21 protein-coding genes are annotated in these 25663 nt (G+C 54.1%); 4 read left to right on the top strand and 17 right to left on the bottom strand.

Going from position 1 to position 25663, the window contains the following annotated elements:
- Nucleotides 1-24: 24 nt before the first annotated feature.
- From QCD60_RS10450 to dctP, 11 genes are all read right to left on the bottom strand, one after another.
- The gene (locus QCD60_RS10450) at nucleotides 25-2019 is read right to left on the bottom strand and encodes a hypothetical protein (protein WP_279784967.1); all 1995 of its coding nucleotides are present in this window, start codon (nucleotides 2017-2019) and stop codon (nucleotides 25-27) included.
- A 101-nt stretch (nucleotides 2020-2120) separates the two neighbouring features.
- Nucleotides 2121-3128: a polysaccharide deacetylase family protein gene (locus QCD60_RS10445; protein ID WP_279784965.1), complete on the bottom strand. Its 1008-nt coding sequence runs from the start codon at nucleotides 3126-3128 to the stop codon at nucleotides 2121-2123.
- A gap of 11 nt (nucleotides 3129-3139) precedes the next feature.
- Nucleotides 3140-4276 carry a glycosyltransferase family 2 protein gene (locus tag QCD60_RS10440; protein ID WP_279784963.1) on the bottom strand — a complete coding sequence of 379 codons (1137 nt, stop codon included), beginning with the start codon at nucleotides 4274-4276 and terminating at the stop codon, nucleotides 3140-3142.
- Nucleotides 4269-5231, bottom strand: a complete 963-nt coding sequence (locus tag QCD60_RS10435) for a glycosyltransferase (protein WP_279784961.1) — start codon at nucleotides 5229-5231, stop codon at nucleotides 4269-4271. Before QCD60_RS10435 ends, QCD60_RS10440 begins: the two co-directional genes overlap by 8 nt.
- Nucleotides 5228-6601: an O-antigen ligase family protein gene (locus QCD60_RS10430; protein ID WP_279784959.1), complete on the bottom strand. Its 1374-nt coding sequence runs from the start codon at nucleotides 6599-6601 to the stop codon at nucleotides 5228-5230. The genes QCD60_RS10435 and QCD60_RS10430 overlap by 4 nt, the downstream gene beginning before the upstream one ends.
- Nucleotides 6598-7674 carry a glycosyltransferase family 4 protein gene (locus QCD60_RS10425; protein WP_279784957.1) on the bottom strand — a complete coding sequence of 359 codons (1077 nt, stop codon included), beginning with the start codon at nucleotides 7672-7674 and terminating at the stop codon, nucleotides 6598-6600. Before QCD60_RS10425 ends, QCD60_RS10430 begins: the two co-directional genes overlap by 4 nt.
- A complete protein-coding gene (locus QCD60_RS10420) occupies nucleotides 7674-9242 on the bottom strand; it encodes a Wzz/FepE/Etk N-terminal domain-containing protein (RefSeq protein WP_279784955.1) in 1569 nt (522 codons plus the stop codon). The genes QCD60_RS10425 and QCD60_RS10420 overlap by 1 nt, the downstream gene beginning before the upstream one ends.
- A gap of 9 nt (nucleotides 9243-9251) precedes the next feature.
- Nucleotides 9252-10253: a polysaccharide biosynthesis/export family protein gene (locus QCD60_RS10415; RefSeq protein ID WP_279784953.1), complete on the bottom strand. Its 1002-nt coding sequence runs from the start codon at nucleotides 10251-10253 to the stop codon at nucleotides 9252-9254.
- Between the two features lie 15 nt (nucleotides 10254-10268).
- The gene (locus QCD60_RS10410; protein WP_279784951.1) at nucleotides 10269-10916 is read right to left on the bottom strand and encodes a CpsD/CapB family tyrosine-protein kinase; all 648 of its coding nucleotides are present in this window, start codon (nucleotides 10914-10916) and stop codon (nucleotides 10269-10271) included.
- 1 nt (nucleotide 10917) lies between these two features.
- Nucleotides 10918-11655, bottom strand: a complete 738-nt coding sequence (locus QCD60_RS10405) for a sugar transferase (protein WP_104153295.1) — start codon at nucleotides 11653-11655, stop codon at nucleotides 10918-10920.
- 778 nt (nucleotides 11656-12433) lie between these two features.
- Complete coding sequence (gene dctP, locus QCD60_RS10400; protein ID WP_279784948.1) at nucleotides 12434-13522, bottom strand: TRAP transporter substrate-binding protein DctP; 1089 nt, start codon at nucleotides 13520-13522, stop codon at nucleotides 12434-12436.
- Nucleotides 13523-13810: 288 nt separating this feature from the next.
- On the opposite strand from dctP, the gene hexR reads away from it, so the two are divergent.
- The 3 genes from hexR (at nucleotide 13811) to QCD60_RS10385 (ending at nucleotide 16299) form a co-directional block, all read left to right on the top strand.
- On the top strand, nucleotides 13811-14683 hold the full coding sequence (gene hexR / locus QCD60_RS10395) for a transcriptional regulator HexR (protein ID WP_279784946.1): 873 nt from the start codon (nucleotides 13811-13813) through the stop codon (nucleotides 14681-14683).
- A 618-nt stretch (nucleotides 14684-15301) separates the two neighbouring features.
- Nucleotides 15302-15496: a hypothetical protein gene (locus QCD60_RS10390; protein WP_104153289.1), complete on the top strand. Its 195-nt coding sequence runs from the start codon at nucleotides 15302-15304 to the stop codon at nucleotides 15494-15496.
- 197 nt (nucleotides 15497-15693) lie between these two features.
- Nucleotides 15694-16299: a MarC family protein gene (locus QCD60_RS10385; protein WP_279784944.1), complete on the top strand. Its 606-nt coding sequence runs from the start codon at nucleotides 15694-15696 to the stop codon at nucleotides 16297-16299.
- 56 nt (nucleotides 16300-16355) lie between these two features.
- Here the strand turns inward: QCD60_RS10385 and QCD60_RS10380 are convergent, their stop codons facing one another.
- The 4 genes from QCD60_RS10380 to QCD60_RS10365 are packed head-to-tail and all read right to left on the bottom strand — an operon-like array spanning nucleotide 16356 to nucleotide 22193.
- Nucleotides 16356-17255 (bottom strand): transglutaminase family protein, encoded by a 900-nt coding sequence (locus tag QCD60_RS10380; protein ID WP_279784942.1) that lies wholly within the window; start codon nucleotides 17253-17255, stop codon nucleotides 16356-16358.
- A gap of 12 nt (nucleotides 17256-17267) precedes the next feature.
- Nucleotides 17268-19748, bottom strand: coding sequence for a circularly permuted type 2 ATP-grasp protein (locus QCD60_RS10375; RefSeq protein ID WP_279784940.1), 2481 nt, complete (start codon nucleotides 19746-19748; stop codon nucleotides 17268-17270).
- 53 nt (nucleotides 19749-19801) lie between these two features.
- A complete protein-coding gene (locus QCD60_RS10370; protein ID WP_279784938.1) occupies nucleotides 19802-20734 on the bottom strand; it encodes an alpha-E domain-containing protein in 933 nt (310 codons plus the stop codon).
- A 4-nt stretch (nucleotides 20735-20738) separates the two neighbouring features.
- The gene (locus QCD60_RS10365; protein ID WP_104153275.1) at nucleotides 20739-22193 is read right to left on the bottom strand and encodes a circularly permuted type 2 ATP-grasp protein; all 1455 of its coding nucleotides are present in this window, start codon (nucleotides 22191-22193) and stop codon (nucleotides 20739-20741) included.
- 523 nt (nucleotides 22194-22716) lie between these two features.
- On the opposite strand from QCD60_RS10365, the gene ppnP reads away from it, so the two are divergent.
- Nucleotides 22717-22998 (top strand): pyrimidine/purine nucleoside phosphorylase, encoded by a 282-nt coding sequence (ppnP, locus tag QCD60_RS10360; protein ID WP_279784935.1) that lies wholly within the window; start codon nucleotides 22717-22719, stop codon nucleotides 22996-22998.
- Here the strand turns inward: ppnP and QCD60_RS10355 are convergent.
- Nucleotides 22989-24524, bottom strand: coding sequence for a hypothetical protein (locus QCD60_RS10355; RefSeq protein ID WP_279784933.1), 1536 nt, complete (start codon nucleotides 24522-24524; stop codon nucleotides 22989-22991). The genes ppnP and QCD60_RS10355 overlap by 10 nt on opposite strands.
- An 86-nt stretch (nucleotides 24525-24610) precedes the next feature.
- Nucleotides 24611-25564: a hypothetical protein gene (locus tag QCD60_RS10350; protein WP_279784931.1), complete on the bottom strand. Its 954-nt coding sequence runs from the start codon at nucleotides 25562-25564 to the stop codon at nucleotides 24611-24613.
- Nucleotides 25565-25663: the final 99 nt, after the last annotated feature.

Below are 25663 nucleotides of genomic sequence, written 5' to 3'. Positions count from 1 at the left end.
CACAAGACTAGATCATCAACGTAATTACTGTGCTGTCCACGACAGCGCAAAAATCGTTTCACCGGGCACGGTAAAGGTGACCTTGCCATTGCTGCAGCTGGTGCTGCGCTCGTACTCACCCCATTTGTTGAAGACTGTGAGCTTTAACGAGCTATTGTTGCAGGGCACGCCTGTGCCTCCCAAACTGACATTTTGCGTACGATAGGGCGCCTTGTTGACACCCAAAACGCGACGTTGAGTACCTTCCGACATGGCCATGGCATCGACCTCAAAAGCATCATTGGTCAGTTTCTGCACCTTGGCCAGCCAGTGCTTGGCGACAAACTGCTGGGCATATCCAACCGGACGTAGCTGGAAGTCACTGTTCATAATACCTTTGTGATGGTTGGTATCATCGACACCGGGGAAAAAGCTAAAGGCGGATAGCAAACCATCCTGAGAGGCGTTGATGACAGCAGAAGCCCACCACATCGCTGCAAACAACGTATTTTGTTCATAGTCACTGGTACTGTTACCGGGGCCGATATTGGTTTGATCAATCAGCAGGGGAATACGAGGAGATCCATCGGTTTTTTTGCCAACCAGACTGGCTGCAGTTTGTACTTCGGTGCGATAGCGGCGGGTATCCAGCAGGTCGTAAACCATCCATTCATGCCACGCCAGTGCATCGAGAGCATTCGGATAGTTGTTAAGCAGCTGCTCAGCCCATTTGCTGCCCCGACGCTCAGTAGTGACGGCATCAAGCTCAGTGGGCGGTGTTTCCGTAAAGCGTGAGCTGGCAGGGGCAATGACTCTAACCCCCGCCTGGCGTGCACCGGGGTAGTTGTTGATAAAGCTGGACAAACTGACTACAGCGTTTTCATAGCTCTGGTAGTTTGAGTAGCTAAAATTTGGCTCGTCTGCGATAGCTAAGTAATGCGTGCCAGGGTAATTGGCGCGGATGATGGCATCCAGCCATTTTCCAATGCCTGCGCGAACCTCACTATTGTCTGCAATGATGTTTGTAGAACCACTGTAACCACTGCCTGACACCAATGTAATGGTTTGCTCAATACCATCAGTTTTGTATTGCGCAAGAGGTGCGTCCATTCTCGCAGGGTCGCGTATTAACGAGTCATACAGGGCGTAAAGGGATACTACCTTGGGTTTGGTTTTCAGCAGTTCAGTAATGGCAGCTGCAGGAGGGTTATTAGCTTTGTTAGGGGTGTCGTAGTAGTAACCGTACATGCCCAGTTTTGGTGTTGCGCCCAACAGGCTGGAGCTCAATACCAGATTGGTCGTTCCGGGTATTTCAAGGTTGACACTTGTATCAAGCCCAGTTGCTGTTTGTGCGAAGTAATTGTCCGTCCCATCCAGCCAGAATGCTGGCCTGCCACCCTGACCTTTCAAGGTCAGCTTCCATACCTGATCGCTGCTACTGGAGGGTAGGTCGATCAGATCATACTGGTAGCCGTATTGATAAGACTGATTCAGCGTCAGAGTGATCTTTTTATTGTCTGACAGACGGACTGCCTCCAGAGCGGTGATGCCCCGGTAGTATTTCCCACCAAGCTTGGCTTGCTCATTGGCTTTGACCTTGAAAAACAGCTCCGCATCAGTCTGATTGGTATCCATGGCGTAGTGGCCTTTGGGAGGCTGAAATATTACGGTGCTGTTGTTTGCTTTCACATTAAAGCGGCGAGCGGAGTAGGCAGCAATTTCCAGCTGATAGGGGCCTGTTTCGGTAAGTGAGGTGCTGTCAGAGCCACTGATCTTATCAGCACCCAGAGTCCAGGATTTGTTCAGGCCACCCTTGCGGTTAAGCAGAAACAGGTGATCTTCGTTCTGTGCCGCAAGGCCTACAGCATCTTGCCAGTTCAACTGCAGGCTAGCTGTCCCTTGAGGGAAGAGGTAAAAGGTACCATCTCTGACATTGTCCCAGTTCAGCGGGGTTGCCCAGCTGGCAGCAGAGCCAGTGGTAATGGCAAGGGTTAGCAATGAGCGCTTAAAGAGCCGGGATTTGTTGTATTGCAGTTCCATTGAGTAACGTCCTTAGATCCTTGTTTACATTCCTGAATAGTGCTTTTTAACTCAGTGTCTGGGAGAGGGGAGGTCCTTTGGTTGTTTGATGGCTCCTTGGGTTAGTGATGAGGTCGGCCAGCTTGTTGGATTCGCCAGCCTAGCAGGGCGGGCGCGGCTGCCACCGCCTGGCTGATCCCTATACGGGGCAGACCATAGGGCAGTGAGGATTGAGCGCTGTAGATCCCCGCTCGTGTGCTCAGCGCAAAAGGCAGGGCATGCTGCTGAATACAGGCCGTGACTGAGGCGCTGTAATTGCCATTGGGATAGCAATATATCGGCAGTGGCTGCTGGCAGTGGCTGGCAATGGCTGCCAGGCTGCGGCTGATGTCTTGTTCCAGTTGCGATGGTGACAAGCGGTCGAGCAAGGCGTGACTCGCTCCATGGGCACCAAAGCGAATCAGGCCACTCTGTTCAAGCTCGGTGACCTGAGCCCAGCTCATGGCCTGCGGCGGGTCCGACAGCGGGCAGCTGTCTGCCAGAGCTTGTAAGGTCGGTGCAGGCAGGTCTTTAAGGCTGGCCAGATAGCGCATAACCAGGCGGCTTCGGTCTGCATTTTGTGGCATCGACCTCAGGTGCTCAGGTACAGGTTTATCGGAGGTGGCCAGCCGTGGCAGTAAGCTGTCGATCGCGGCTGAGCCGAAACTCCCCCACAGGGTTTCCCCAATACTTTCCCACCAGAACCCTTGCCGGGTGCCTATAAAGTCGGTGGAAAGGAAAATGCTGGCGGGTACCTGATGTCGTTGCAATATGGGGAAGGCCAGGGTGGCATTGTCATGCCAGCCATCATCAAAGGTCAGCGCCAGACGCGGTCGATCAGAGGAGGAAGGAGTGGTCAGCAGCGGCTCCAGCTCACAGATGTCGAAATGGCGTTTGAGCCAGCCGAGCAGGCGGTCAAAGCGGTGCTGACCAACACATAGTTCGTTGCGATGAGGTAGGGAGGCAGCCTCATCACTCTCCACCACGCGATGTAGCATCAGGATCACAGCACGGTTGGCCAGCGCCTGTTTACCTGAGCCCGAGCGCAGGTAGAGAGCGCCAGCAGCCATCTTCAAGGCGCGTTTTAGCATGGTGAGATGCCTCATCTATTCTGCTGTGGATTCCACATTTTCAGGCGTTTGCCAAAGATGAACTGGATCACCGCAATGGCCATTCCAGACAGTGAGATCAGGGTATAGCCTGCCAGTCGAAAAGGCTTGGGGAGTCGCTTGGTATGGTCCAGTAATCCGACGATTGCCACAGCATAGGCCGCTATTTGACATAGTAGGGCGGTTTGATAAAAACCATGATGTTGCCACAGGGCAAGATTACTAAGTATGAGAGGAATCAATAACAAAGGAGCCAGACGGCGTATCAGCTTGTGGCTGATCAGTGCCACCGCATAGCCGCCAAATCGCAGTGGATTCATCAATTGTTTACGATAGGCCAGGCTTTGCAGGCCGCCCAGCGTGACTCTGAGCCGACGACTGAATTGCTTGTTGGTTTCGTCCACGCCTTCATCAAGGACTTTGGCTGCATCCACATAGACAAGGTGCTTGCCCGCTGCAGGGGCACAGGTGCTGATAAAGAAGTCATCATTCACGTCGGAAGGAATAGCTTGAAATAGTGACCGGCGGATAGCCAATAGGGCGCCATCCAAGGCGACGGTACAGCCGGTCTGGTTTTCCGCCCTGCGTATCCAGGCTTCGTAGCGGCGGTAGAGGCTGTCGCCCTGACTCAGCGCGTGGCCGGGTTTGGCGATAATCATATTCCCTCCGGTGGCACCCACGGCTGTGTCACTGAACGGTGCCATCAGCGCTCCCAGCGTAGAGGGAAACCACTGATTGTCTGCATCGGTAAACACCAACACATCACCAGAGGCGTACTGCACAGCAGTGTTTAATGCGGCTTGTTTGCCCTGTCTGGGTAAGTCCAGCACCAGTATATCGGGATGGTTGAATGTTCGGGCCAGGGCAACGGTGTCGTCCGTAGAGCCGTCGCTGGCAATAATGATCTGTCGTGCAGAAGGGAGATAGTCCTGCTCAAGCAGGCTTTTGATCTTGCCCTCAATGTGCCGCTCTTCATTATGGGCAGCAACAATGATGCTGATGGACTGAGGGTGTGGCGCCAGGACGATTTGCCGAGGCTTGAATGCTGCCATTATGGCCAGTCCCAGGGGAAAGCCGATATAGGCGTAGAAAGGAATCAGCAGGCTCAGCCAAAAAATAATCTCAGCCACGTTCCGGCCTCCTCGCCTGGTAGCGGATCAGTCCCAGCAACAACGCGACGGCTGCCAGATGCAGACGGAGCCAGTGCAGGGGCCACAGTCTTAGTGTCAGTAATGGGTCTCGGTGCCAGCGCGTCTGGCGCAGGCTCAGCAGTAATGGCAGTGTCAGGCTCATGCTGAGAGCAGGCAGGCCAGACCAGGTATTCCCCCAGATAAAACCCAGCACTCCATAAAGTGTCAGCAGCCAGCACAGGATCGACAGCAGAGGGAAGCGCAGTACACGCCATTGGCGCTCCTGCTGCAGCAGTTGCACATTGCTCCCTTGACGCCATAGTTCCTTACCAATCCATTCCCGCCAGCTACCTTCATAACCCCAGTGCAGCGCTGGCGGACGGGTCAGGCAGATGAGCTTTGCCCCGGCCTTACGCAGGCGCAGACTGAACTCTTTGTCTTCACCGCTCTGCAATTGCTCATCGAAGCCTCCTGCTTTGCTGATCCACTCTCGCTTCAGAACGACATTGCAGACCGACAGCCACTGCATATCGCGCACGGGTACGTGGGTAAGGTGATTGCGCGCCTGCCATGTGTGGGCAAACCAGGGAGCAGCAGCGGGGGTGGTCAGCGAGAGGGCTACCATGTCGCCTTGCTGGTGAGCTATGGCGTCGAGGCTGAGTGCCAGCCAGTCCAGGGGGACTTCAATATCGGCATCTAAAAACGCCAGATAGTCACCGCTGGCAGCGGCCATCCCCCGGTTGCGTAGTGCACCAACGACGATGCCAGGGTAACTGATGACGCTGGCACCCAGGGCAGCAGCCAGAGCAGGGCCGTTATCCTGCGAGCCATTGTCCATCACCAGCAGCTCACAACGGATCCCTGCATGATCTGCCGCAAGACGCGCTGCCCGCAGCGTTCGCTCGATATGGCGGGCCTCGTTATACATGGGGATGATGATGCTTATGGTGCTCATGACATCCCCTTTAGCGGTGCGTCGGTGGGTAGTTTATGTTGTTGGGTGAGGTGTGCGGCAAAGCTGGACAAGGCGATAAAGAACCAAATGTATTTATGCTCTGGCGCATTGAGGAACAGCATAAAGATGGAGGTTGTCATCAAAGCCAGGCCGTAGTGTGTCATCAGGTTAGCTTCCTGCTGTTGGCCATTTTTGAGGAAGTGTTTACGGGCGGAGTAATAATTGCGAAAGGCCAGCAAGAACAGGCTAACGAACGTGATGGTACTTGGTAGTCCGGTGTCTGCTGCCATCTGCATATAAGTGTTGTGGGCGACACGATACAGGTCCATGCGATCTGGCGAGTGTGAGAAGGCTGCGGCATAACTTGAGCGGGCGTAATTGAGTGGGAACGTGCCCGGCCCTGTCCCGAAAAGAGGGTGGTCGGCAACGACCTGCAAACCGACGATCAGGTATGAGGTGCGTCGGCCCAGTGATGCGTCTTGCGCAACACTGGGGCCTGAAGCAAGCGAGGCCAGTGACTCTATGCGCTCAATATACTTCGTGGGCACCATGATGCTGGCGGCTCCTGCCAGAATGATCACTCCAAGGAGTGCAAAACCAAAGTGCCTCGGATGCAAATGTCTGAGCAAATACCGGTAGTGCCAGAGACAGACCAGCATCACCAGAGCCAGTACCACCAATCCGGAGCGTGACTCAGTGCGGACTAAACCTTTGGTCAAAATGAGCAGAATGCCTATCCAAAGCAGGCGCTCCATCCAGTGACATTTGGAGGTCACCAGCAGCAGCGTAAAGACGATACCGACATCCACCAGTAGTGCGTAGTAGTTTGGGTCACCAGCGAATCCGGCCTCACGGCCATTGGCGGCGGCGTTGGGGTCTGTGATGAGGAAGGTGAAGGCGGCTCCCAGCGCAATACCTTTGGCTAACAACAACAGATTCAGTCTGGGGGCAAGAATGATAGTGGCCGCAAAACAGATCTGACTCAGCAACAGCTCGCGCAGAGTGAGGAGAGACAATGGTCGCGCTTGCGAGTACCAAAGGCTTAACACATAGAACAGCATAAATGCACTGAGGCTGAGCCACAGATTGCTGCGTAGTTGATGGAAGGGAATCTGTTTGAGTGATATCTGCATAGCCAGAATGAGGAACAGCGGCGCAAGAAATTTATTGGCGCTGATATCTATCCCAAAGGCGCCTTCAAACGGGATACATAACACGCTGGCCATAAGCACCCATTCTGGCTTTTTGTAAGCGACTATCATGGCCACCAGTAAGGGGACAATCATGGGAGCCAGCTCTGGTGAAGGGCTGAGCAATATCCCTATGCAACTCGCCAGCAGCAGGGCAAACAGCGCGACCGTAGCGATCACTTGGCCTGACTCCCGCAGAGAGACTGATAGACCGCACTCCATTGTTTGACCAGCTCAGGCAGGTCATAACGCTGTTTTAATACGGTAAAGGCTGACTGGGCTAAGTGTGGTCCTAGTTCTGGCCGCTCCAGTAGGGTGGTCAGATGCTGTTGCAGAGTCTGAGTATCCAGCGCCGGTGCCAGCAGGCCACTGTGGCCATCGTCAAGCACATCGGGAATCCCTCCTACGGCAAAAGAGACGACTGGCACACCGGCGGCCATCGCCTCCAGCAATATCATGGGTGTGCCTTCGGTGCGTGAACTGATCACCAGAATATCCAGTCGTTGCAACCATGAGACCATATCCTGCTGGTAACCGGGCAGGGTGACCTGTGCCTGTAGTTGCTGCGCCTTGATACGCTCCTCCAGATGACTCTGCTCTGGGCCCTCTCCGAGCATGACGGCGCGTAGCTGAGGGTATGTCTGGCACAACGGGATCAGGGCATCAAGAAACAGGTCGGGGCCTTTCTCGCCACTCAGGCGTCCGACAAAGCCAATCAGGCTGGTTGGGCCGAGGCGACGGCGCGTGGCTGGCGGCTGGTCAGGAGCATGCATGCCATTGGGGATGACTGTCAGCTTCTGTGGCTGGACCCGATGGGCAGTATGGATGCGCGCCACGCTGTCCGCGACACATACTGCCCGTTTTATCCAGGGGAACTTGCACATCTGCAGGCTGGCCCAGGTATACAGCCGCTGTTTGCGGCTACGGGGGGTGAAACCATGCTGGGTAAATATCACCGGCTGGCGGTCGAGCAAGCCTGATAGCCAGGCCCACACCTGGGCTTTGAAGTTATGGGCATTGATGATGCAGGGGGTATCGGGCATCTGCTGCAACAGCTGACGCCAGCTGGCAAAGTTTGCACAACTGCTACAGTCTACGCCTGCAGCAGTAAATCGCTGGCGCAGGGCGTCAGGCCCCTGAATCAGCACCACCCGGTGCTGGCCGGGGGTGGTCAGGCAGTGGTCCAGTAACATCCGTTCGGCGCCATAGAATTCGCTGCTGCTTATCAGATGTATGATAGTGGGCAGGTTCATCAGTGGTTCATCCAGTACCTGAACCATTTGATGCTGCCACGTTTGTGCGGGTTGACTTCCGCCGGTGCCTGATCATTGATGACCAGTAAGACGGGTAACTGCAGCTTACCTTGCACCTGTGCCGGATGCTTGAAGCGATGATCGAAGAATTCGCGAATATAACCCAGCGCGAGGGACAGGAAGGCGGCCGCGATCAGGCCAGAAATGATGACCTTGAGAGCTCCCGGTGTAGATGGCAGGGTAGGAATAAAGGGCCGACTAAGAATCTTGGCATTGGATGCATTCTGATCATCCAGTACCTGCTGCGTGCGGCTTTCCTCGAAACGTTGGGTATAGGCGGCATACACCGTTTGCAGGGCGTTGAGGTCGGTGGTCAGCCGATCCAGTTGTGCCTGTACATCCTGCAGTTTGAGAATGCGCTCTTTATAGGACGCGATACGTGAGGTTTTCTGTGTCACCACATCCTGCATCACTCTTATATCGTTTTGCCGTTCATCAATACGGTTGGCGATAACGTTAAGCAACTGACTGCGGGTACGCTGTATCTGGTCACTCTGCTGCTTGACGGGCAAGCTACCGGATTTAAAGGTGGCAGTGGTGTCGCCATACTCGTTGATCTGGGTGGTAAGCAGGGTGGTCAGCTGGCGAATCTCGGCATCATCGTAGGTCAGGCCGTTTTGTGTACTACTGAAGGTATAGGGAAAGGCGGCCTGGGTGAGGTCGGCCTTCTTCATGGCGTCCAGATTTTTTTGCAGGTAATTCAGCCAGTGCTGGCTTTCCAGCAGGCGGTCGTTCAGGCCGCTAAGCGCCTGTTCTTCGCTGTTGATGGCCTGCAGATTGAAAGAAATCTCGACTGCTGGGTCAGATACGTTGTTGTTCCGCAGTAGATCCAGCCGCTGTTGCTGCAGGTGTTGCAACTGCTTCTGGTACTGGTTGCGTTTCTGTTCATAGAAAGCCGAAGGCAGGTCGGCGGACTGCATTTCCTGACGGGTGCTCATGTAGGTGTCGAGCAGGCGATTGACCAAATCAACGGCTAACGCTGGATTCGATGACGAGTAGGTAACAGACACCACGTTTGAGCCCGGCAGAGTGACTACATTGAGTGAGTTCAGCATCATCTCAGTCAGGTTTTCTACCCGGGTATCACGCTTTTCTTCATTGCTTCCGATCAACGTCCTCAGAGGGGTAATGACATAGTTTTTCAGTGGCTGCTTGACCCAGGTATTGAGAAGGCTGTCTTCGGGAGCGAAATAGCCTTCCTGCAACATCTGCTCAATGGTTTTACGCATCAGCCCTGGTGAGCGCAGCATGGTGCTTTCCGTTTCCATGTCGGCCAGTGTCGGTGGCACGAACTTATCGGTATCGGCATTCAAGGAAGTGCTGGCATCAGCCTGGGAAAGTTTCTTTGACTGCACCACGACCTGTGCAGAGATGTCGTACGACTCCTTGATGAAGGCAGGCAGGATCAGTACCAGAATTGCCATATAGATAAAGGTGCGTTTGATCAGTCGCTTGTTGGCGAAAAAGATCCGCAGAAACTCGTGCAAATGGTTTTCTGACGTATTCACGAGAGCACCTTAGTTATTGCTGTTGTCATCAGACAGACTGTAGGACAAGCCGAAGTTCAGCCCGGAGAACAGGATGACATCTGCCAGTTGACGGGTCAGCTGTGCGGCAGCCACCAGTTTGGTCTTGGGTACATAGAGCAGGTCATCAGGCTGCAGGTAGGCAAACTGGGCAGCCTTCCCCGCCATGACATCCTTGGCGTTGTAGACCCGGGCCTCTACCTTATCGCCCGCTCGGCGCATGATTACTACCGAGTCCAGCTGCGCTCCTATCGTAGCGCCTCTGGCCAGCGACAGCGCTTCTAGCACAGAGACCGGGCGCTGGATCGGGTAGGCGCCAGGCTGCTGTACTTCGCCCATTACAAACACTTCATTGGCAACGGTGGAGCGTAGCACGACATCTACACTGATTTGGCTGTTGCGCTGGTGATAGAGATCATTAACCCGGCTGTGCAGTTTGGACAGGGTCAGCCCTCGCACAGGAATGTTGCCGATGAGTGGGAAGCTGGCATAGCCGTCATTGCTGACGGTGACGCTACGGGTCATGCCTTGTCCGGGTGTGGTCAGGGTTTGACGCAAATTTTCCAGCTCGGTTTGTGGGCGAGATACGGCCAGCGATACATCAGGCCGCTGCAGTACCCGTGAATAGGCCAGCTGTACGGCATCCTTGGCTTTTTCTACGGTTAAGCCTGCAACCAGCAGCGAGCCCACGTAGGGGAGGGGAATGGTGCCATCCGGCATCACCAGCCGCGAGCCACTCAGGTTGGGGGCGGTCAGGAAGCTCAGCTCGACCTGATCACCGGCTTCGATGCGGTAAGCCTGTGCTGACTCATTGCTGAAGTGATAAATAACGTCAAACACATCCTGTGGTCGCAGTATCTGCTCGACCGGCAATGTCTCAGATAGCGCGGTATCCGCTGTAGGAGTAGATACCGGCATGGAGATAAGCTCCGGCCGACTTGAACAGCCCGCCATGGCTGCGGACAACAGTAGCACTACCAAGGTAAAACGCATTGTCGAGCTCCGTAGTTACAGCTGATCGTACAGCCATTTCGGCATGTAATATTTGCGTCGGTTAAATACCGTACCCAGGATATGGGCGCCGTTTTGAGTCAGCCGATGGGTGGCTGCCTGTGCCACTTCCCAGCGGGTTTCCTCGGCGCCAATGACCAGAATGACGCCATCAACGAGTGAACTGAAGATCAGCGTATCGGCCGAGGCATAGACAGCATCTGCATCAATGACGATAAAGCGGAAGTGGCGTTTGAGCAGGCTCAGTAGCTGACTGGTCTTTTCCTGAATCAGCTGTTCGGACTGAGCAGTGCGCTGTCCTAACGGCAGCAGATGAAAGGGCAGGTCGGGAAATGACAGAACTGAGGCAGCCAGTTGTTCACTGGTCTGGTTTTCCAGCAGCTCCAGCAGGCCGGGCACGCGGCGCAGGTCTGACTGCTGGGTAATGCTGGTAGCGGAAAGGCTGGCATCAATCAGCAGCACCTGGCCCATGGATGCCTTGGCCAGTTGATTGGCCAGAGTCACGGCACTGGTGGTAGTACCGCTTTGACTGCCGGCAGAGGTGAGCAGGAATACCTGTTGTGCCGGATCCAGCATGGTCGAGACCAGATTGATCTCGCTGGGTGCCTTGGCAAGGTGTTGCAACATACGGCTGTTGCCATTCATATCAGCCTGCTCCGTGTCCGCTGATGACTTTAATCGGGGTCTTTAGCAGGATCTTGAAATCCAGCCAAGGGCTCTGTTTGCTGATATAGGCCAGATCCAGCAATACGCGCTCGTCAAAGTCGACATTGCTTCTGCCGGAAATTTGCCATAAGCCGGTGATACCAGGATAGGCATTAAGTCTTACCAGATGATGATCCTGATAACGCAGGGCATCGAAGGAGGTGGGACGGGGGCCAACCAGACGCATCTGCCCCTTCACAACATTGATCAGATTAGGCAACTCATCAAGGCTGGTACAGCGCAACCAATGGCCGATGGAGGTGATGCGTGGATCCTTATCGACTTTGAAGTCCACGGAATTAGGGCCGTGTTTGTTCAGATGGCGCAGCGATTCCTTCAGTTCTTCGGCATTGACCACCATGGTGCGGAATTTGTACATACCAAAGCGGCGTCCGCGAAAGCCGGTACGTTGCTGTACAAACAGCACGGGGCCTTTGCTTGTCAGTTTGATCAGTAAGGCAATCGCCAGCAGGGCGGGCGACATGATCAGCAGGCCCAATGCAGCGAGGGAGGCATCAATGTAGCGCTTGCGGCGTGACAGTATCCACGGGCAATACCCTGGCCGTTCTCGCGGCAGGTCTTCAATGGCCTTATCAATCTTTTCACGTAGTGCTTGGTTCCGACGCTTGTTGTGCAGGGCCAGAGCCTCAACATCAGCATCTTTCGCAAGTCTTTCCATGAGCGAACGTCTCTCTGGTTGTGGTATGCCGTGCCGTGTTAATCGACTGCACGTGCCACCTTGGCAGTGACGGCATTGCTCACCTGCCCGTTGCTTATCTTGAATGACCCGATAGGCATCCTGGCATGTGCTCAATGTGTTTTTGTGTAAGTTTAAGTAAATAAAATATGTCTGTTTGCTTAATGCTTGCTTATAAATATCTGGTTTAAACAGTACCAAAATTGCTAACTAATGGGGCATCAGCGAATACGATGTGAACAAGAGCCATGAATTAAGGGCAATGCTAAGCGGTGGCTATTATTCAAATCGATTGGATGGATGTCCAGCCTTGAATGCTCAAGTGCTAATAAATAATTTAATATGTGTTTTTATGTTTATAAATGTAAGTTTTGATTTGCAAATACGCCCTTCTGCTGACGCTTTAAGGTCACCGCTGCCTCATAGCGATGTAAAAAGTTTTTAATGCGTATGAACTGGCAGCTGCTCTGATCCCGAGCACATGCAACTCACAAGCAATTCGCGCACCACAGTATGACTAACCCGGTGAGTTCAGTATTTACGTTTCACTGTGTCAGCTGATGATCGAAGCCTGGCTACCTTTAACAACCCCTAGAAAGGATATAGACCGTATCTAAACGACCGTAAAGGCAAGATGTCGTGCCGCAGTGGACAAGGCCTACACAACAAGTACTGGCAGACCGGTATGTATGGAGGTGAGGGCTTGGGAAGTGTGGCAGATCAGGAAGTGCCAGCACAGGGTGCTGGCACTGTGTATCAATCAACCAATAGTGTCGGGTGAACGGGCGTTCAGATAGGCCTGTTCTGATACCGCGTGCCACTTAATGGCCTGCTCTCGGAAAGCAATAAAGGAGTCGTAGACTTTCTTGGTGACGGGATCCAGTTTTGCCTCTTCGGCGACTACTTCATCAGACAGTCGCTTGAGCTCGGCCATAACGTCTTTGGGGAATCGACGCAGCTGGACGTTGTTCTTCTCGACCAACTCCTGCAGTGCAGAGTTATTTTTGGCCGTCAGTTCCGCCAGCATGTCCTGGTTGGCGATGCGCGAGGCATTCAGTACCAGTTCCTGCAGCTCTTTGGGCAACTCTTCCAGTGCTTTCTGGTTAATGAAGCACTCCAGCGTGGTACCTGGCTCATGCCAGCCGGGATAGTAGTAGAATTTGGCTGCTTTATGCAGGCCGAAAGCCATATCGTTGTAGGGGCCAACCCATTCGGTGGCATCGATGGCGCCGGACTGCAGTGAGGGGAAGATTTCACCGCCGGGCAGCAGAACCGGAGTCCCGCCTGCACGCTTGATCACTTCGCCACCCAGACCAGGAATACGCATTTTCAGGCCTTTCAGGTCTTCAACGCTGTTGATTTCCTTGTTGAACCAGCCGCCCATCTGCACACCGGTGTTACCGGCGGCGGTGGGGACCAAACCAAAGGGGGCGTAGACTTCTTTCCACAGATCCATACCACCACCGTGGTACAGCCAGGAGTTCATTTCCTGTGCATTCAGACCGAAGGGAACAGCAGCGAAGAACTGGGCAGCTGGGGATTTGCCTTTCCAGTAATAGGAGGCACCATGACCCATTTCGGCTGTGCCGCGAGAAACTGCATCGAAGATTTCCAGTGCGCCGACCAGCTCGTTGGCGCCGTACACTTTTACCTGTACCTGGCCGTTGGTCATCTTGCCAATCAGTTCGGCCAGATAGTTCGCACCAGTCCCCAGGCCCGGGAAGTTCTTTGGCCAGGTGGTAACCATTTTCCACTTGTAGACTTTTTTATCGTCAGCTTTGGCACCGCTGGCAACAACACCAGCAGCTGCGCCCACGCCAAGGGCTTTAATTAACTCGCGACGTTTCACGGGGATCTCCCTTATAGTCCAGTTATTATCGTTGTAGAAACTTATTGCGGGAAACGAGTGAGACAGTGAACGTAGAGGTTGCCGGTACAATGGTCGGCGGCTCGCTGCACGCCCTGACTTCCTGCAACTGTCTCTCGACGGACAAATAGTCACGTTCTGAAAAGTAGCATGGCATATGCATGCCTGCAATCTGACTATTGGACTGACAATCCCCTGACATCGGCGCCTTGCGCCAGAGGGGCTTTGTGTATAATACCGACACTAGGGATTACGGCCAGGAACAGACCCTTGCAGCATCCAAACCTTCTCAAGCACATCGCTGAAAGCAAGCCACAAATGCGCAAATCGGAGCAAAAGGTCGCCGATTACGTGCTCGCACAGCCGCATGAAGCGATCCATATGCGGATCGTTGATCTGGCGGCACAGGCCAAGGTCAGCGAGCCGACGGTGGTGCGTTTTTGCCGGGCACTCAATTTTGATGGCTTTCAGGATTTCAAGCTGTGTCTGGCGCAGGTGCTGGCGAGTAATACCAATTTCGAGCAGTTCTCCCTCAATAACTCCGACACGGTCAGAGAGTTCAAACACAAGATCTTCGAGTCCACGGTCGGCAACCTGATCAATGTGCGTGACAGCCTTGATCCCGACACGCTGGAGCAGGCTATCGATGCCATGGCACAGGCGCGTCGTGTGGAATTCTGGGGCTTTGGTGCCTCGGCGGCGGTGGCGGCGGATGCCCAGCACAAGTTTTATCGCCTGATGGTGTCATCCACGGCGCTGTCTGACCCGCATATGCAGACGATTTCTGCGCTGACACTGGGTGAGCAGGATGTGGTGCTGGCGATCTCCCAGACCGGGCGCACCAAGGATTTACTGCATTCCATCCGTCTGGTGCGGGACTCCGGCGCCACGGTGATTACCCTGTGTCCGGGCAATACTCCTCTGGCGGATCTGGCTGATATTGCCATTCATATCGATCTGGCCGAAGACAAGGATCTCAATACCCTGATGTCCTCGCGGGTGGCCCATCTGGTGGTCATGGATGTGCTGGCCGTCGGAGTTGCCATGCGTCATGGCCCCACGCTGATTGATCATCTGAAGACGATTCGCCGTGGCTTGCGCTCGCTGCGCGTCAATGACCGGCGCCCGATCAAGAAAGACTGACTGCCGGCCCACTCCGCAGAAAACCCTGTCCGACTCCTGCTGGTGTTACCTATGGAAGCACGGCGACGCTGCTACTGCGTTGATTCGCTTGCTTTCTTTCCCGGCCTCCAGGGTATTGCAGACATCCCCTCCAGCGCCATTTGCCGATTTGCTATGCGTATGGCGTACGTCCTGATTATTTACCTTGTTACAAGAAAGCTGATTAATTGCTGATCATGTAACGTGGCTGACATCTTGCATATACATACTTTGCATCGACTGTACTGTTACGTGCCGACGTGTTTCCTACGGTGGAATAAACGTCAGCAACGCAGAACAGGGTTTTGTGCGATTAAGCGTCTTAACTATCAGCTACTGCAGCAGTTATCTACTGAACCAGCAAACTGACCCTGGATGAGGTGAAGCTGGCGATTGGCAGACAGCATTTGAGTGTTGCCCGGGATATGTCCGGATGCTTATGACCGGTGTTCACAGTTTTGGGGCGTAGGTGCACCTGCTGTACCGGAACAGGGCAAAGAAAGACGTTATCTGCTGGAGTCACACTGTCGCCGACGGGTTTCGCAGCGCCATATCGAGTCAGACGTGCTGGGCATATAACAATGTTAAGGAGGCATGTCTATGCAACAGTCAGAGCGTCTTGTCGAAGTTCAGGCTCAGCTTTTTGACATCTATGCGAACCTGGAGCGTGATGCACGCCAGGAAAAACAGAAGTTCATGACCCGCAAATCCCTGCTTGCCCGTCGTACTATCGAAAAACTGCGCGAGGAAAAGGATCTGGCCAAAGCCGCAGCCCTTTATTGCTTCGACGAATAGTCGTCGCTGAGGTCTTTGCCAGGCGCTGCTGGATAGCCAGGGCGCCTGCCACCTCCTCATCATCTTTGCATCACCTCTGACAAGACCACTAACGCCCTGCCTGGTTTATTACTTCTTTATATTGACTGCTGATAGGAAAAATCACTGTCTGTTAGCTAGAATTCACGGCAACTTCTCTATCCTGCAGGATTGCTGTCATGAGCCTGTTTGTGGCTACCTGGGTCAAGTTCTTCTTTCTCTATGCGCCGTTCTTTGTGGTGTCGATGTTCCTCTCCCTGACGCGTGGCGACAGCCCGGCCAGCCGGCGCAAGGTGGTCAATCGGGCGGTACTGGCCGCGCTGGCCATCAGTGTCATCCTGCTGTTTTTTGGCAGTACGCTGTTTGAGATTCTCGGCATTACGCTCGACTCCTTCCGCATTGGCTCCGGGGTGCTGCTGTTCCTGTCTGCGGTCAGTCTGGTGCGGGATGGTATTCGTACCCACGCCACCGGTATGCCCGCCGGGGAACGGGATGACATTTCCGTTGTGCCACTGGCCATTCCGACCATCATTGGTCCGGCGACGATTGGTGCCATTCTGGTGTACGGTGCCGAGCTGAAAGGCTGGGACGTGATGATAGGGCTGCTGGGGATGCTGGCAGCACTGGCCGGGCTGGCCATTACGCTGCATCTGAGCAGTGTGTTCGAGCGCATTCTGGGGCGGACCGGGCTGAATATTCTCAGCAAGATCACCGGCCTGATTCTGGCGGCGATGGCTGCGCAGATTATTTTGTCGGGTGTGCGGGGCTTTCTGGAGTCAGTCTGAAACGTCTTGCGCGCGTTGGGGTACTCTTTCTATTTATGGCTGATGAGCGGGCTGGGTTATAACCCCAGCCCTTCGCTATCTGCCAGCGGCATCACATCAACCTGCACTGTCAGCTGGTGCTGTCCGCCGCCACTCATCAGACCCTTCAGCGGCACGACATCGGCATAGTCGCGGCCAAAGGCCAGCGTGATATGGCGTTCATCGGGGATCAGATCGTTGGTCGGGTCGAAGTCGACCCAGCCCAGAATCGGATCAAATACCGCAAACCAGGCATGCGATGCATCGGCGCCGACCAGTCGTTCCTGACCGGGAGGCGGAATGGTCTCCAGATAGCCGCTGACATAGCGCGCCGGGATACCCATCGAGCGCAGGGCGCTGATCGCCAGCTGGGCAAAGTCCTGACACACCCCGCGCTTCTGCTGCAGCACGGTATGTACCGGCGTGGCGAGGGTAGTGAAGCCCGGGTCATAGGTAAACTCATCGAAAATACGATGGGAGAGACGTTTAGCCCCTTCCAGCACAGGCATACCGGGCTCGAACACTTCCATGGCAAAGTCCCGAAACAGTTTATCCGTCGGCGTCATGCGGGTAGCGGTACGCAGCAGGCGGGCATGCAGCGCCTGGGTATCGGTCGCGTGGCCCAGATAAACCAGTAACTCCTCCCACGGCGTGGACTCTTCCAGTTGCTGGCTGCCCAGACGGGACAGCACTTCCACCAGACTGGTGACCTTCACTTCCAGCTGGGTATGCAGCTTGTTGACGTGGAAGAAGGTATGACGGTTGCCAAAAAAATCCAGATGATCGTACAGGCTGCTGGGCGAAGGGGAGACTTCCAGCCGGGTTTTGCGGGTCTTCTGATAGGCCAGCTTGCGCGGTGACAGGCAGCTGAGGTTGTAGCAGTTGGCGATGTCCTGCAGGTAGTGATACTGGGTCAGGTGGCTGATCTGGTATTTCATGTGCTTCAGCCCTCAGATCCGCACGATGGGTTTGGGAATGTCGGCGTGATTGAAATACGCCAGCGTGATGGCATCAGACAGCTGACTCAGCAGCGTCTGGATGCGGCCCAGCAGATCACCGAGCTGTTCCGACGGTTTGCCTGCCTCGCTCATCAGGGCGTCCAGATCCACCAGCTGCAACAGGGCAACCAGCTCGACCATCAGGCGCTGTTCAGCGTTGAGGCCGGGCAGGGTGGAGTCGCGATCCGGCAGATGGTTGACCTGCCGCTTGAGGCGAATGCACTGGTAGCCGACCGAGCGCGGGGTGCCCTCATCAAGCAGCAGCAGGTCGATAATGGCGATGGGGTGCAGCTCGGTGCGGTAGCGGCGGCGGTAGGTCATCAGGGTATCAGCCATGCGCAGCACGGCTTCCATCAGGCTGGCAGGCGGTGTCGGGTATTTGACGAAGACATTCTCCAGCATGGCGGTAGTCTGCATCGCCCGCTCCAGATGCTGGCCAATGTCCATAAAACGCAGGGTCTGGGTACGGCTCATGGTTTCATTATTGAGACCGTAGATGGCCGACTGCAGCAGGATGACGTCATCCAGTGCCCGCACCATGCGTGAGGTCGAGCCCTGCGCGGGGAAGTTGTTCAGGGCATGCTGCAAGCGCTCCAGCACGTGCCAGGTATCTTCACTGAAGAACTCCCGCACCGACTGGGCATTCATGATCAGCGACTGCATTACCGCCAGCAGGCCATCGAGGCGGTCACGGGCAAACAGGCTGCTCAGCTGAGCCGTCAGTTCATCAGGCGAATCCGTGGTGGTAAAGGTGCCACCATTGATGGTGCAGGCAAACTCCACCATCGGCGTGAGTGTCGCCACCTGTTCTTCTTTGACCACGGTGCTGACCAGCGGCAGCGCGGCACGCAGTGCACGGCAGGCGAGGTTCAGGCGTTCGCTGTAACGCCCCATCCAGAACAGATGATCAGCCACACGGCTGGGCAGCAGCCCGGCCTTACGCGACAAGCGCACGCTGGTCAGGGCGCTGTGCAGCAGACTGATGTGCTGATCGGTCTGGCTCTGCAGCCAGACATCTTTGGCCATGAAGTTGGCTTCCAGACCCAGCTGTAGCTGCACCGGCTGGTCATGGCAGCGGGCCAGACCGCCGGGCATCACTACATCTTTCTGTTCCTGACTGAGTACGAAGGTGCGCAGCGCCACACTGCGTGACTGCAGTTCGTTCTGTTGCCATACCGGTAAGGTACTGAGCGGCAATATCTGCCGGGCCAGATAACGCTGCGGATCGGCATTCAGTCGCTCCACCAGCGCGTCGCGTTCGCTGCGGCTGATCTGGGCGACAGCGATCAGCTCGCCGGGGCGCTCGAGATCATGGATGATCATCTCATCCAGCTGTTTCAGTACTCGTGCCAGATGCTTCTCTTCGCCACACCAGTAGGCCGGGGCAGAGGGTAGCAACAGCTCCTCTTCCAGCAGGTGCTCACAGAGAATGTCCATATAAGGCAGCAGGGCGCCGCTGTCGATAAAGGCCACGCCGGGTGGGTTGCAGCACAACAGATTGCCCTGCCGGATACACTGCAGCAGGCCGGGGCTGCCGGCGACGCTGGCATCCAGCTCCAGCGGATCGCTGAGCGCATCAGGCATATAGCGCATCAGCGCATCCAGGGGTTGCAGACCACTCAGGGTCTTCAGCCACAGGCGGCCTTCCTTGTACATCAGGTCGGCACCGTGAACGAGCGCAATATCCAGATAGTTGGCAAGGAAGGCGTGTTCAAAATACTGACGGTCACGGTAATTGCGTGTCATCAGGCCGATGAGCGGTTCGCTGGAATAAGGCATCTGCGGCACCAGTGCCTTTTGCAGATGCTTGAAGAAGGTGGCCAGCTGACGCTTCTGAAAGCGTCGTGATAATTCGGGAATGACCTGATTGATGGCCACCCGGTTTTCCAGCACATAGCCCATACCACCGGGGGCCAGTGTGCAGTCACCGTAGGCGCAGAAGCGACCAGCACTGTCACGGCCAATATCGCAGCCGAGCAGCAGCAGCCATTCGCTTTCCTCAGGGAGCAGGTGATGACAGGGCAGCAGGTAGTTGGCATTCCGATAGATCAGCTCTGGCGGCAGAATGCCCTGCTTGAGCAGCTCCTGCGGACCATAAATGTCACGCAGTACCGCAGACAGCAGGCGTCTGCGCTGGCCGAGTCCGGCCTCGAGTTGTTGCCATTCGGCCGGGTCGATGAGCCACGGCAGCAGGTCAACAGTGCGGCTTTGCTGGCGTTGCGGATCAAAGGTGGCGCCGTGTTCGCGCAGCTGGTGCTGAAGGTCAGCGGTCAGGCCAGCGAGGGTGTCGCTGCCCTGATCGGTGAACCAGCCCAGCACGTCAGACCAGCTGTCATCCTCGGCGTGCGGTAACCACTCATCCATGCCCTTGGCGCGGCGTCGGTATGCCTGTGTCAAATTAGCCAATGACAAAGGCGCGTCTTGCTGGATCATGAATGAGCCTTACCTAATCCGTATGAACAGCACACCCAGCTGACCTGTCAGGGTCAGCGCGTCGGGGTATGCAGGGAGTCAGAAATCAGAGCTGTGTGAATGTCGATCAGCCCGGCCTGCAGATCATCGATCAGGGAGTGCAGGTCGTGGGTCGACAGTTGCGTCAGGGGCTCAGAGTCTAACTCTTTGCGTAGCTTTTCAATAGTCTGCAGCAGGCTGTCAGCACGGGGTAGAAGTTTGGCTTCATTCTGCATCTTGTCGAGGCAGTACATGATGGAGCGGGGGAAGGCCTTGTAGGTCAGCAGGAAATCGATCACGTCGGAATCGCCTTCCTCGCGGGCGTAATACCGCTGGTAGGACTCCACCCCACCCAGCGCATTCAGCACCGCATTCCACTGAATTTCACGCCGCCCCTGATGACCCATGGCGGGTGTCAGTTGCTGCAGAATCAGCACATCCATGATACGGGTGGTCATATCCGCCCGTTCCAGATGACGACCGATATTGAACAGCCGGTAAGCGTCGTCGCGCAGCATGGTGCCGTCCATGACGCCGATCACCATCTGGCAGCGGCGCACCACTTCGACCATCAGGTTATAGCGTTTGCGACGGCTGGAAGCCTGGGTGCATTCCGCCTGCATGAACTGGTTAAGTGAATTCACCTCTTCCCAGATATCACGGGGGATAACTTCCCTCACGCAGCGGGCGTTGGCACGCACCTGAGTGCAGGAGAAGCGGATGGACGCCGGGCTGTCTTCCGCGGCAATCAGGTAATGCATTACCGTACGCTCGCTGGAACCCCCTTCGCTGATAAAACGGCGATTGTCTTCGCCCAGAACGTTGATCAGCACCGGCCAGCTGAAGCGGGTGTCCTTGTGTGAATCGATCAACATATGAGTGGTGGCGTTGATCAGGCGCGCGGTATCGTCGATACGCTCCAGATAACGACCCATCCAGTAAACATTTTCAGCCACACGTGCCAGCATGGTTTCAGCCCTCGTCGTTAATTATCCAGGTATCCTTACTGCCCCCTCCCTGCGAGGAGTTGACCACCAGTGAGCCGCGTCGCAGCGCCACCCGGCTCAGGCCGCCGGTGGTGCAGTAGAGCTCTGCGCCCTGCAGGATAAAGGGCCGCAAATCCAGATGACGGGGTTCCAGCACGCCATCACAGAGCGTCGGGGCGGTGGACAGGTTGAGGGTGGGCTGAGCAATAAAGTTACGTGGATTGGCCTTGACGGCTTCGGCGCACTTGGCGCGTTCTTCGTCGGTGGCGCGTGGGCCGATGAGAATACCGTAGCCACCGGACTCGTTGGCGGGTTTGACCACCAGCTTATCGAGGTTGGCCAGCACGTATTCACGCTCTTTGTCGTCCATGCACAGATAGGTGGGGACGTTGTCGATCAGTGGTTTTTCACTGAGGTAGTACTCAATGATCTTGGGTACGAAAGCGTAGACAACCTTGTCGTCAGCTACGCCGGAGCCGGGTGCGTTGGCGATGGCAACATTGCCTGCCTTCCAGGCGCGCACCAGACCTTTGATGCCCAGTACCGAATCCTTACGGAAGACTTCAGGGTCGATAAAAATATCATCCACACGCCGGTAGATGACATCCACCTGACGCGGGCCGCGCAGGGTGCGCAGATAGACCTTGTCATTGTCGACGTACAGGTCAGAGTTTTCCGCCAGATAGCAGCCCATCTGCTGGGCCAGATAACTGTGCTCAAAGTAGGCCGAGTTATAGATGCCGGGGGTCAGCACCACCACTACAGGCGTGATGTCCTGTCGGGGCGACAGCGACGCCAGTGTTTTCCACAGCTGGTGGGGATAGTCGTCGACCGGATAGATCGTCGATTCGGCAAACAGCTCAGGGAAAACACGCTTCATTACGGTGCGGTTTTCCAGCATGTAGGACACGCCGGACGGCACCCGCAGGTTGTCCTCCAATACATAGAACTGGCCATCCTGATCACGCACCAGATCGGTGCCGCAGATGTGCGCCCATGCGCCGTGCGCGGGGGTCATGCCCTGACATGGAGCAAGGAAGTTCTTGGAGTGAAGAATCAGCTCGGCGGGGACAATCTTGTCCTTGAGGATGCGCTGGTCGTTGTAGAGATCGTTGATAAACAGATTGAGGGCTTGCAGGCGCTGCTTGAGACCGTCGCTGGTGCGCTTCCATTCCGTGCTGGAGATGGTGCGTGGGACGACATCAAGTGGCCAGGAGCGATCAATATTCTGGCTGTCGGAATAAACCGTAAACGACACCCCCATGGACTGGATGGTGGCGTCCAGCTGCTGCTGGCGACGGACCAGTTCTTCTTCGCCCTTCTGAGAGATAAAACGCGCGATGGGTAAAGCCTGGGGGCGAGCGTTACCATCAGAATCGACCAGCTCATCAAAACAATCCGGGTATGGCTGGTACGGACTTAGTGCAAAGACTTCTGACATGGATGCACACTCCCTATTCAACATTTCCGTAATTACAAACTGCCGTAACTACACTTTTCCGAACCTGTTATTTGTTTCGGGCACATTGCGCAGTGCTGGGCCGGGCATCAGAGGTTGTACTTCGCCTGTGTCTGGGCGCCAGAACCACGCCACATCGGTGAAGGCTGTCAGCGCGACAGGCCTGTCAGATCAGAGATCTGACCTTCACTCACTGCTTTAGCAAAGCGGATGCCATATTTGTCCGGTATGGGCTTTGGCATGGAGTCAGTCAAGCCGGCTAAGAAGTCCTCCGTGAGTGAATGGAAGGGAAAGGGTGATCACATTGTGAGCAAAAACACCCGTTTCTGATCCTATACCCGCCTTCAGGCGGATAACAAGCCAAGGCTGCAACAAATCGCAAAAAACCTTCCTTGTCAGCCTAATGGACCAGACAAAAAGTCACGGAGCGGCGGATGACAGCCTCCGGCCGGGGCTCTACTATGGTCAGCCTTACTCCACCGTGTGACTAAACGACAGGTCCATTATGTTTAATGTGAATGAATATTTTGACGGTAAAGTGCAATCCATCGGCTTCCAGACTGCAGACGGACGCGCCACCGTGGGTGTAATGGCTGCCGGTGAGTACACCTTTGGTACCGAAGCGCCGGAAGAAATGACTGTCGTCAGCGGTGCGCTGACCGTGCAGCTGCCTGGTGAGGAAGAGTGGGTCACCTTCGAAGCAGGCGAAGCCTTCTTTGTTCCCGGCAACAGCAAGTTCAATCTGCAGGTGGCAGAAAACACCGCCTACCTGTGCCGCTACCTGTAATCGGGCACCGCGTTGCTGCCGTAGTAATACAGCGGTAATTGAATATATAGAAACCACCAAGCCAGCGTGATGCTGGCTTTGTGGTTTTTACGCCACCCGGTTTTTGTGTGGTTGTGATGCCTTAATGAATCGTTGCTGTTGTTTGGCATTGATGGCTTCTGCTGTGGCCTTGAACTCTTCTTCGCTGAGGTCGCGCCAGCGGCGTGGGGGCGCTCAGTTTGACGGTCATGAGCGGCAGTGGTGGGGTCGAGGTGGCGGAAGGCTTCGAGTATGGGTAAATCGGGTAGTGGCTGGCTAACATCCATGAATTGCTGTACGAATTCCCACAACCGCTCAGCCTCTGCTAGTTTTGTTGGGTTTTTACCATTTAATGGTGCGAGGTCAAGTTGGTCTGCTCCGGTTTTTTTTGAAAGTAAGATGATCTCAAAACTGTCTTTCTTTATTGCGTGAGGTCTTATAACGCATTTCATTTCTCCAAATGGAATGATCATCTTTTGCGATTCTCTCATTTCTTTCCAAATTGTGATCATGCCAGTGAAGCGATTGATTTCATAAAAAGAGCCATTAAATATTGCAGGCAGTATCCTTCCGAGAAATAATGCTGCTATAAAAGTCGTATATGTCGCCGCTATTTTTGTATCTATTTTTCCAGTTCCCCACGCCGGAATTATTAAAAGAAAAAATATTGCACTAAAGGTAAATAGTACTTTATTTAATCCACTATTTACAATGGAGATCAAGCTAAAATGCTTAATGTAAGGAATTTTTATTTTTCTAGCATCTATCTCAATTGAATTGCTTTTATTGGTTGTAATAGTGACATGTTCATCTTCTGTAATAGATTCTGGTTGAATTAAAAGTATATTTGAAGGTATTCCATTTGGTTTTTTTCTATGACCCAATGTGATATTTTCACAGCTTTCCTTTTCTTTCTTTGTGAAAGATGGCTTATAACGGTAAGCTGTTTCAGAATAGGTGTCATAGAGCTCCTCTTTTAATTTAGTTTGATCGGTAATTTTCTTTGTAAAAAAACTTTGAATAATATATTTAATCTTCAGGTGTGTTAATTTTCTTTTGGATGCGTCTATATTTTCTTTTGATATAAAAAACAAACAGAAAAATATTACTATAATAAAAAGAATTAGATAGTAGTAACTGTTGTTACTAACCAGAAGGCCAAAATAGCCATCTTTTTTTGTTCCAAATATAAAGCTATCTTGGGATATGATTAAGACAGTTTTTTTATATCCCGAAAAACAGTTTGATGCAGTTGTGATGTGAGTAAAAAGATAGTTGTCAGCTTCAAGGTAACATTTTCTGTAATCGATTATTGTTATTTTCTCACCATGCCTTGTTAGAGTGGATTTTCTCTCAGTTTTTATAACATCTGAATATACACTGGCATAGTATTCTTTCCCTTTGGTGTAGAAGTAATACTGTTTTAATAAAATGTAAATGAAGATTATTGAGCTTGTGGTTAATAAAAGCACAGTGTAACTGCGCCTTTTTGAAAATTTACTGGACATAAAGAGTCACCATAAAAAGATGTGTTGGAACGCTAATTGACTGTGGCTCGTATAGAGCTATGGCTATTTGCTGCCACGTTTCTTGTTTACGTCTGAGCAAAGCGTTGCTGTTGTTCGGTATTGATGGCTTCTGCTTTGGCCCTGAACTCTTCTTCGCTGAGGTCGCGCCAGCGGCGTGGAGGGCGTCTGGTTTTTTGATCATAAGCGGCAGTGGTGGGGTCGAGGTGGCGGAAGGCTTCGAGCATGGGTAAATCAGGCAGCGGCTGATTAATATCCATATAGGTATGCAGGCAGTCCCACAGGCGCAGTGCTTCCTGCTGTGATCCTACGGCACCGTACAGTCTGCTTAGTGCAATATCTTCATGGGGTTTAACAGTTTGCCTGAGCCACAGGCTGTAGGCAGTAACAAAGCCCTGATGGTTACGAATAATGGACAGCTCGGCGGCCATCTCGGCAAAGGGTACCTTCGCGCGAACCTGGCCTTTGCCTTTGTAAATCGTCACCATACCGGTGCGGCGGTTAAGGTCAAAGTAGGGGCGCATGGCAGTAAAAATAAAGTTGCTGCCCAGATGCAGGGCAGCTTTACCCGCGCCCCATAGAGTTAAAGGAATACTAAGTAAAACTAAGTACCCTTGAATTGCTTTTATGCCAAAGCCTTGCGCAAGCATGATAAACATCGTGATACAACCCGCGATCCCTATCAGCCATGTCCCCACTTTGCCAATAGCATAAGCAAGGGTGCCGAAGGCATAGAGCCAGGAGGCTTCACCGTAAGACACGCCCCTGAGTATCTCGTGATCAAGGCGCATCGGCAGCGTTTGCAGGTCTTCGGTGGTGAGATCTTCGGGAGTGGCATCGCGGTCGCCTTCTCCGCCATGGAGTGGAAGACGTTTGTCGTATTCCAGCCAGGCGGGGGGCAGCCCGCCCTGGCTGTTGGCTTTGATCAATTCTGTTGTGATGACTGAATCGACTTTATGCCCCTGGTTATAGTGTTGTTTGGGGTTAAAACGATAGGCGGTGTTGCTGTAGTAGTTATCCATAGAGTGATTCCGCGTTATTACCACCCGCCGCCATTGACAAAAATGCGCTGCCAGTCGGCGGCGCTGGGGGCACCGCCGTGTGGGGTTGGTGAGTTCTTC

Origin of the sequence: Pokkaliibacter sp. MBI-7 (genome assembly GCF_029846635.1) — a bacterium.
Classification (GTDB): Bacteria; Pseudomonadota; Gammaproteobacteria; order Pseudomonadales; family Balneatricaceae; genus Pokkaliibacter.
Note: the sequence above shows the minus strand (reverse complement) of the source record. Positions and strands in the feature narration are given on the sequence as shown.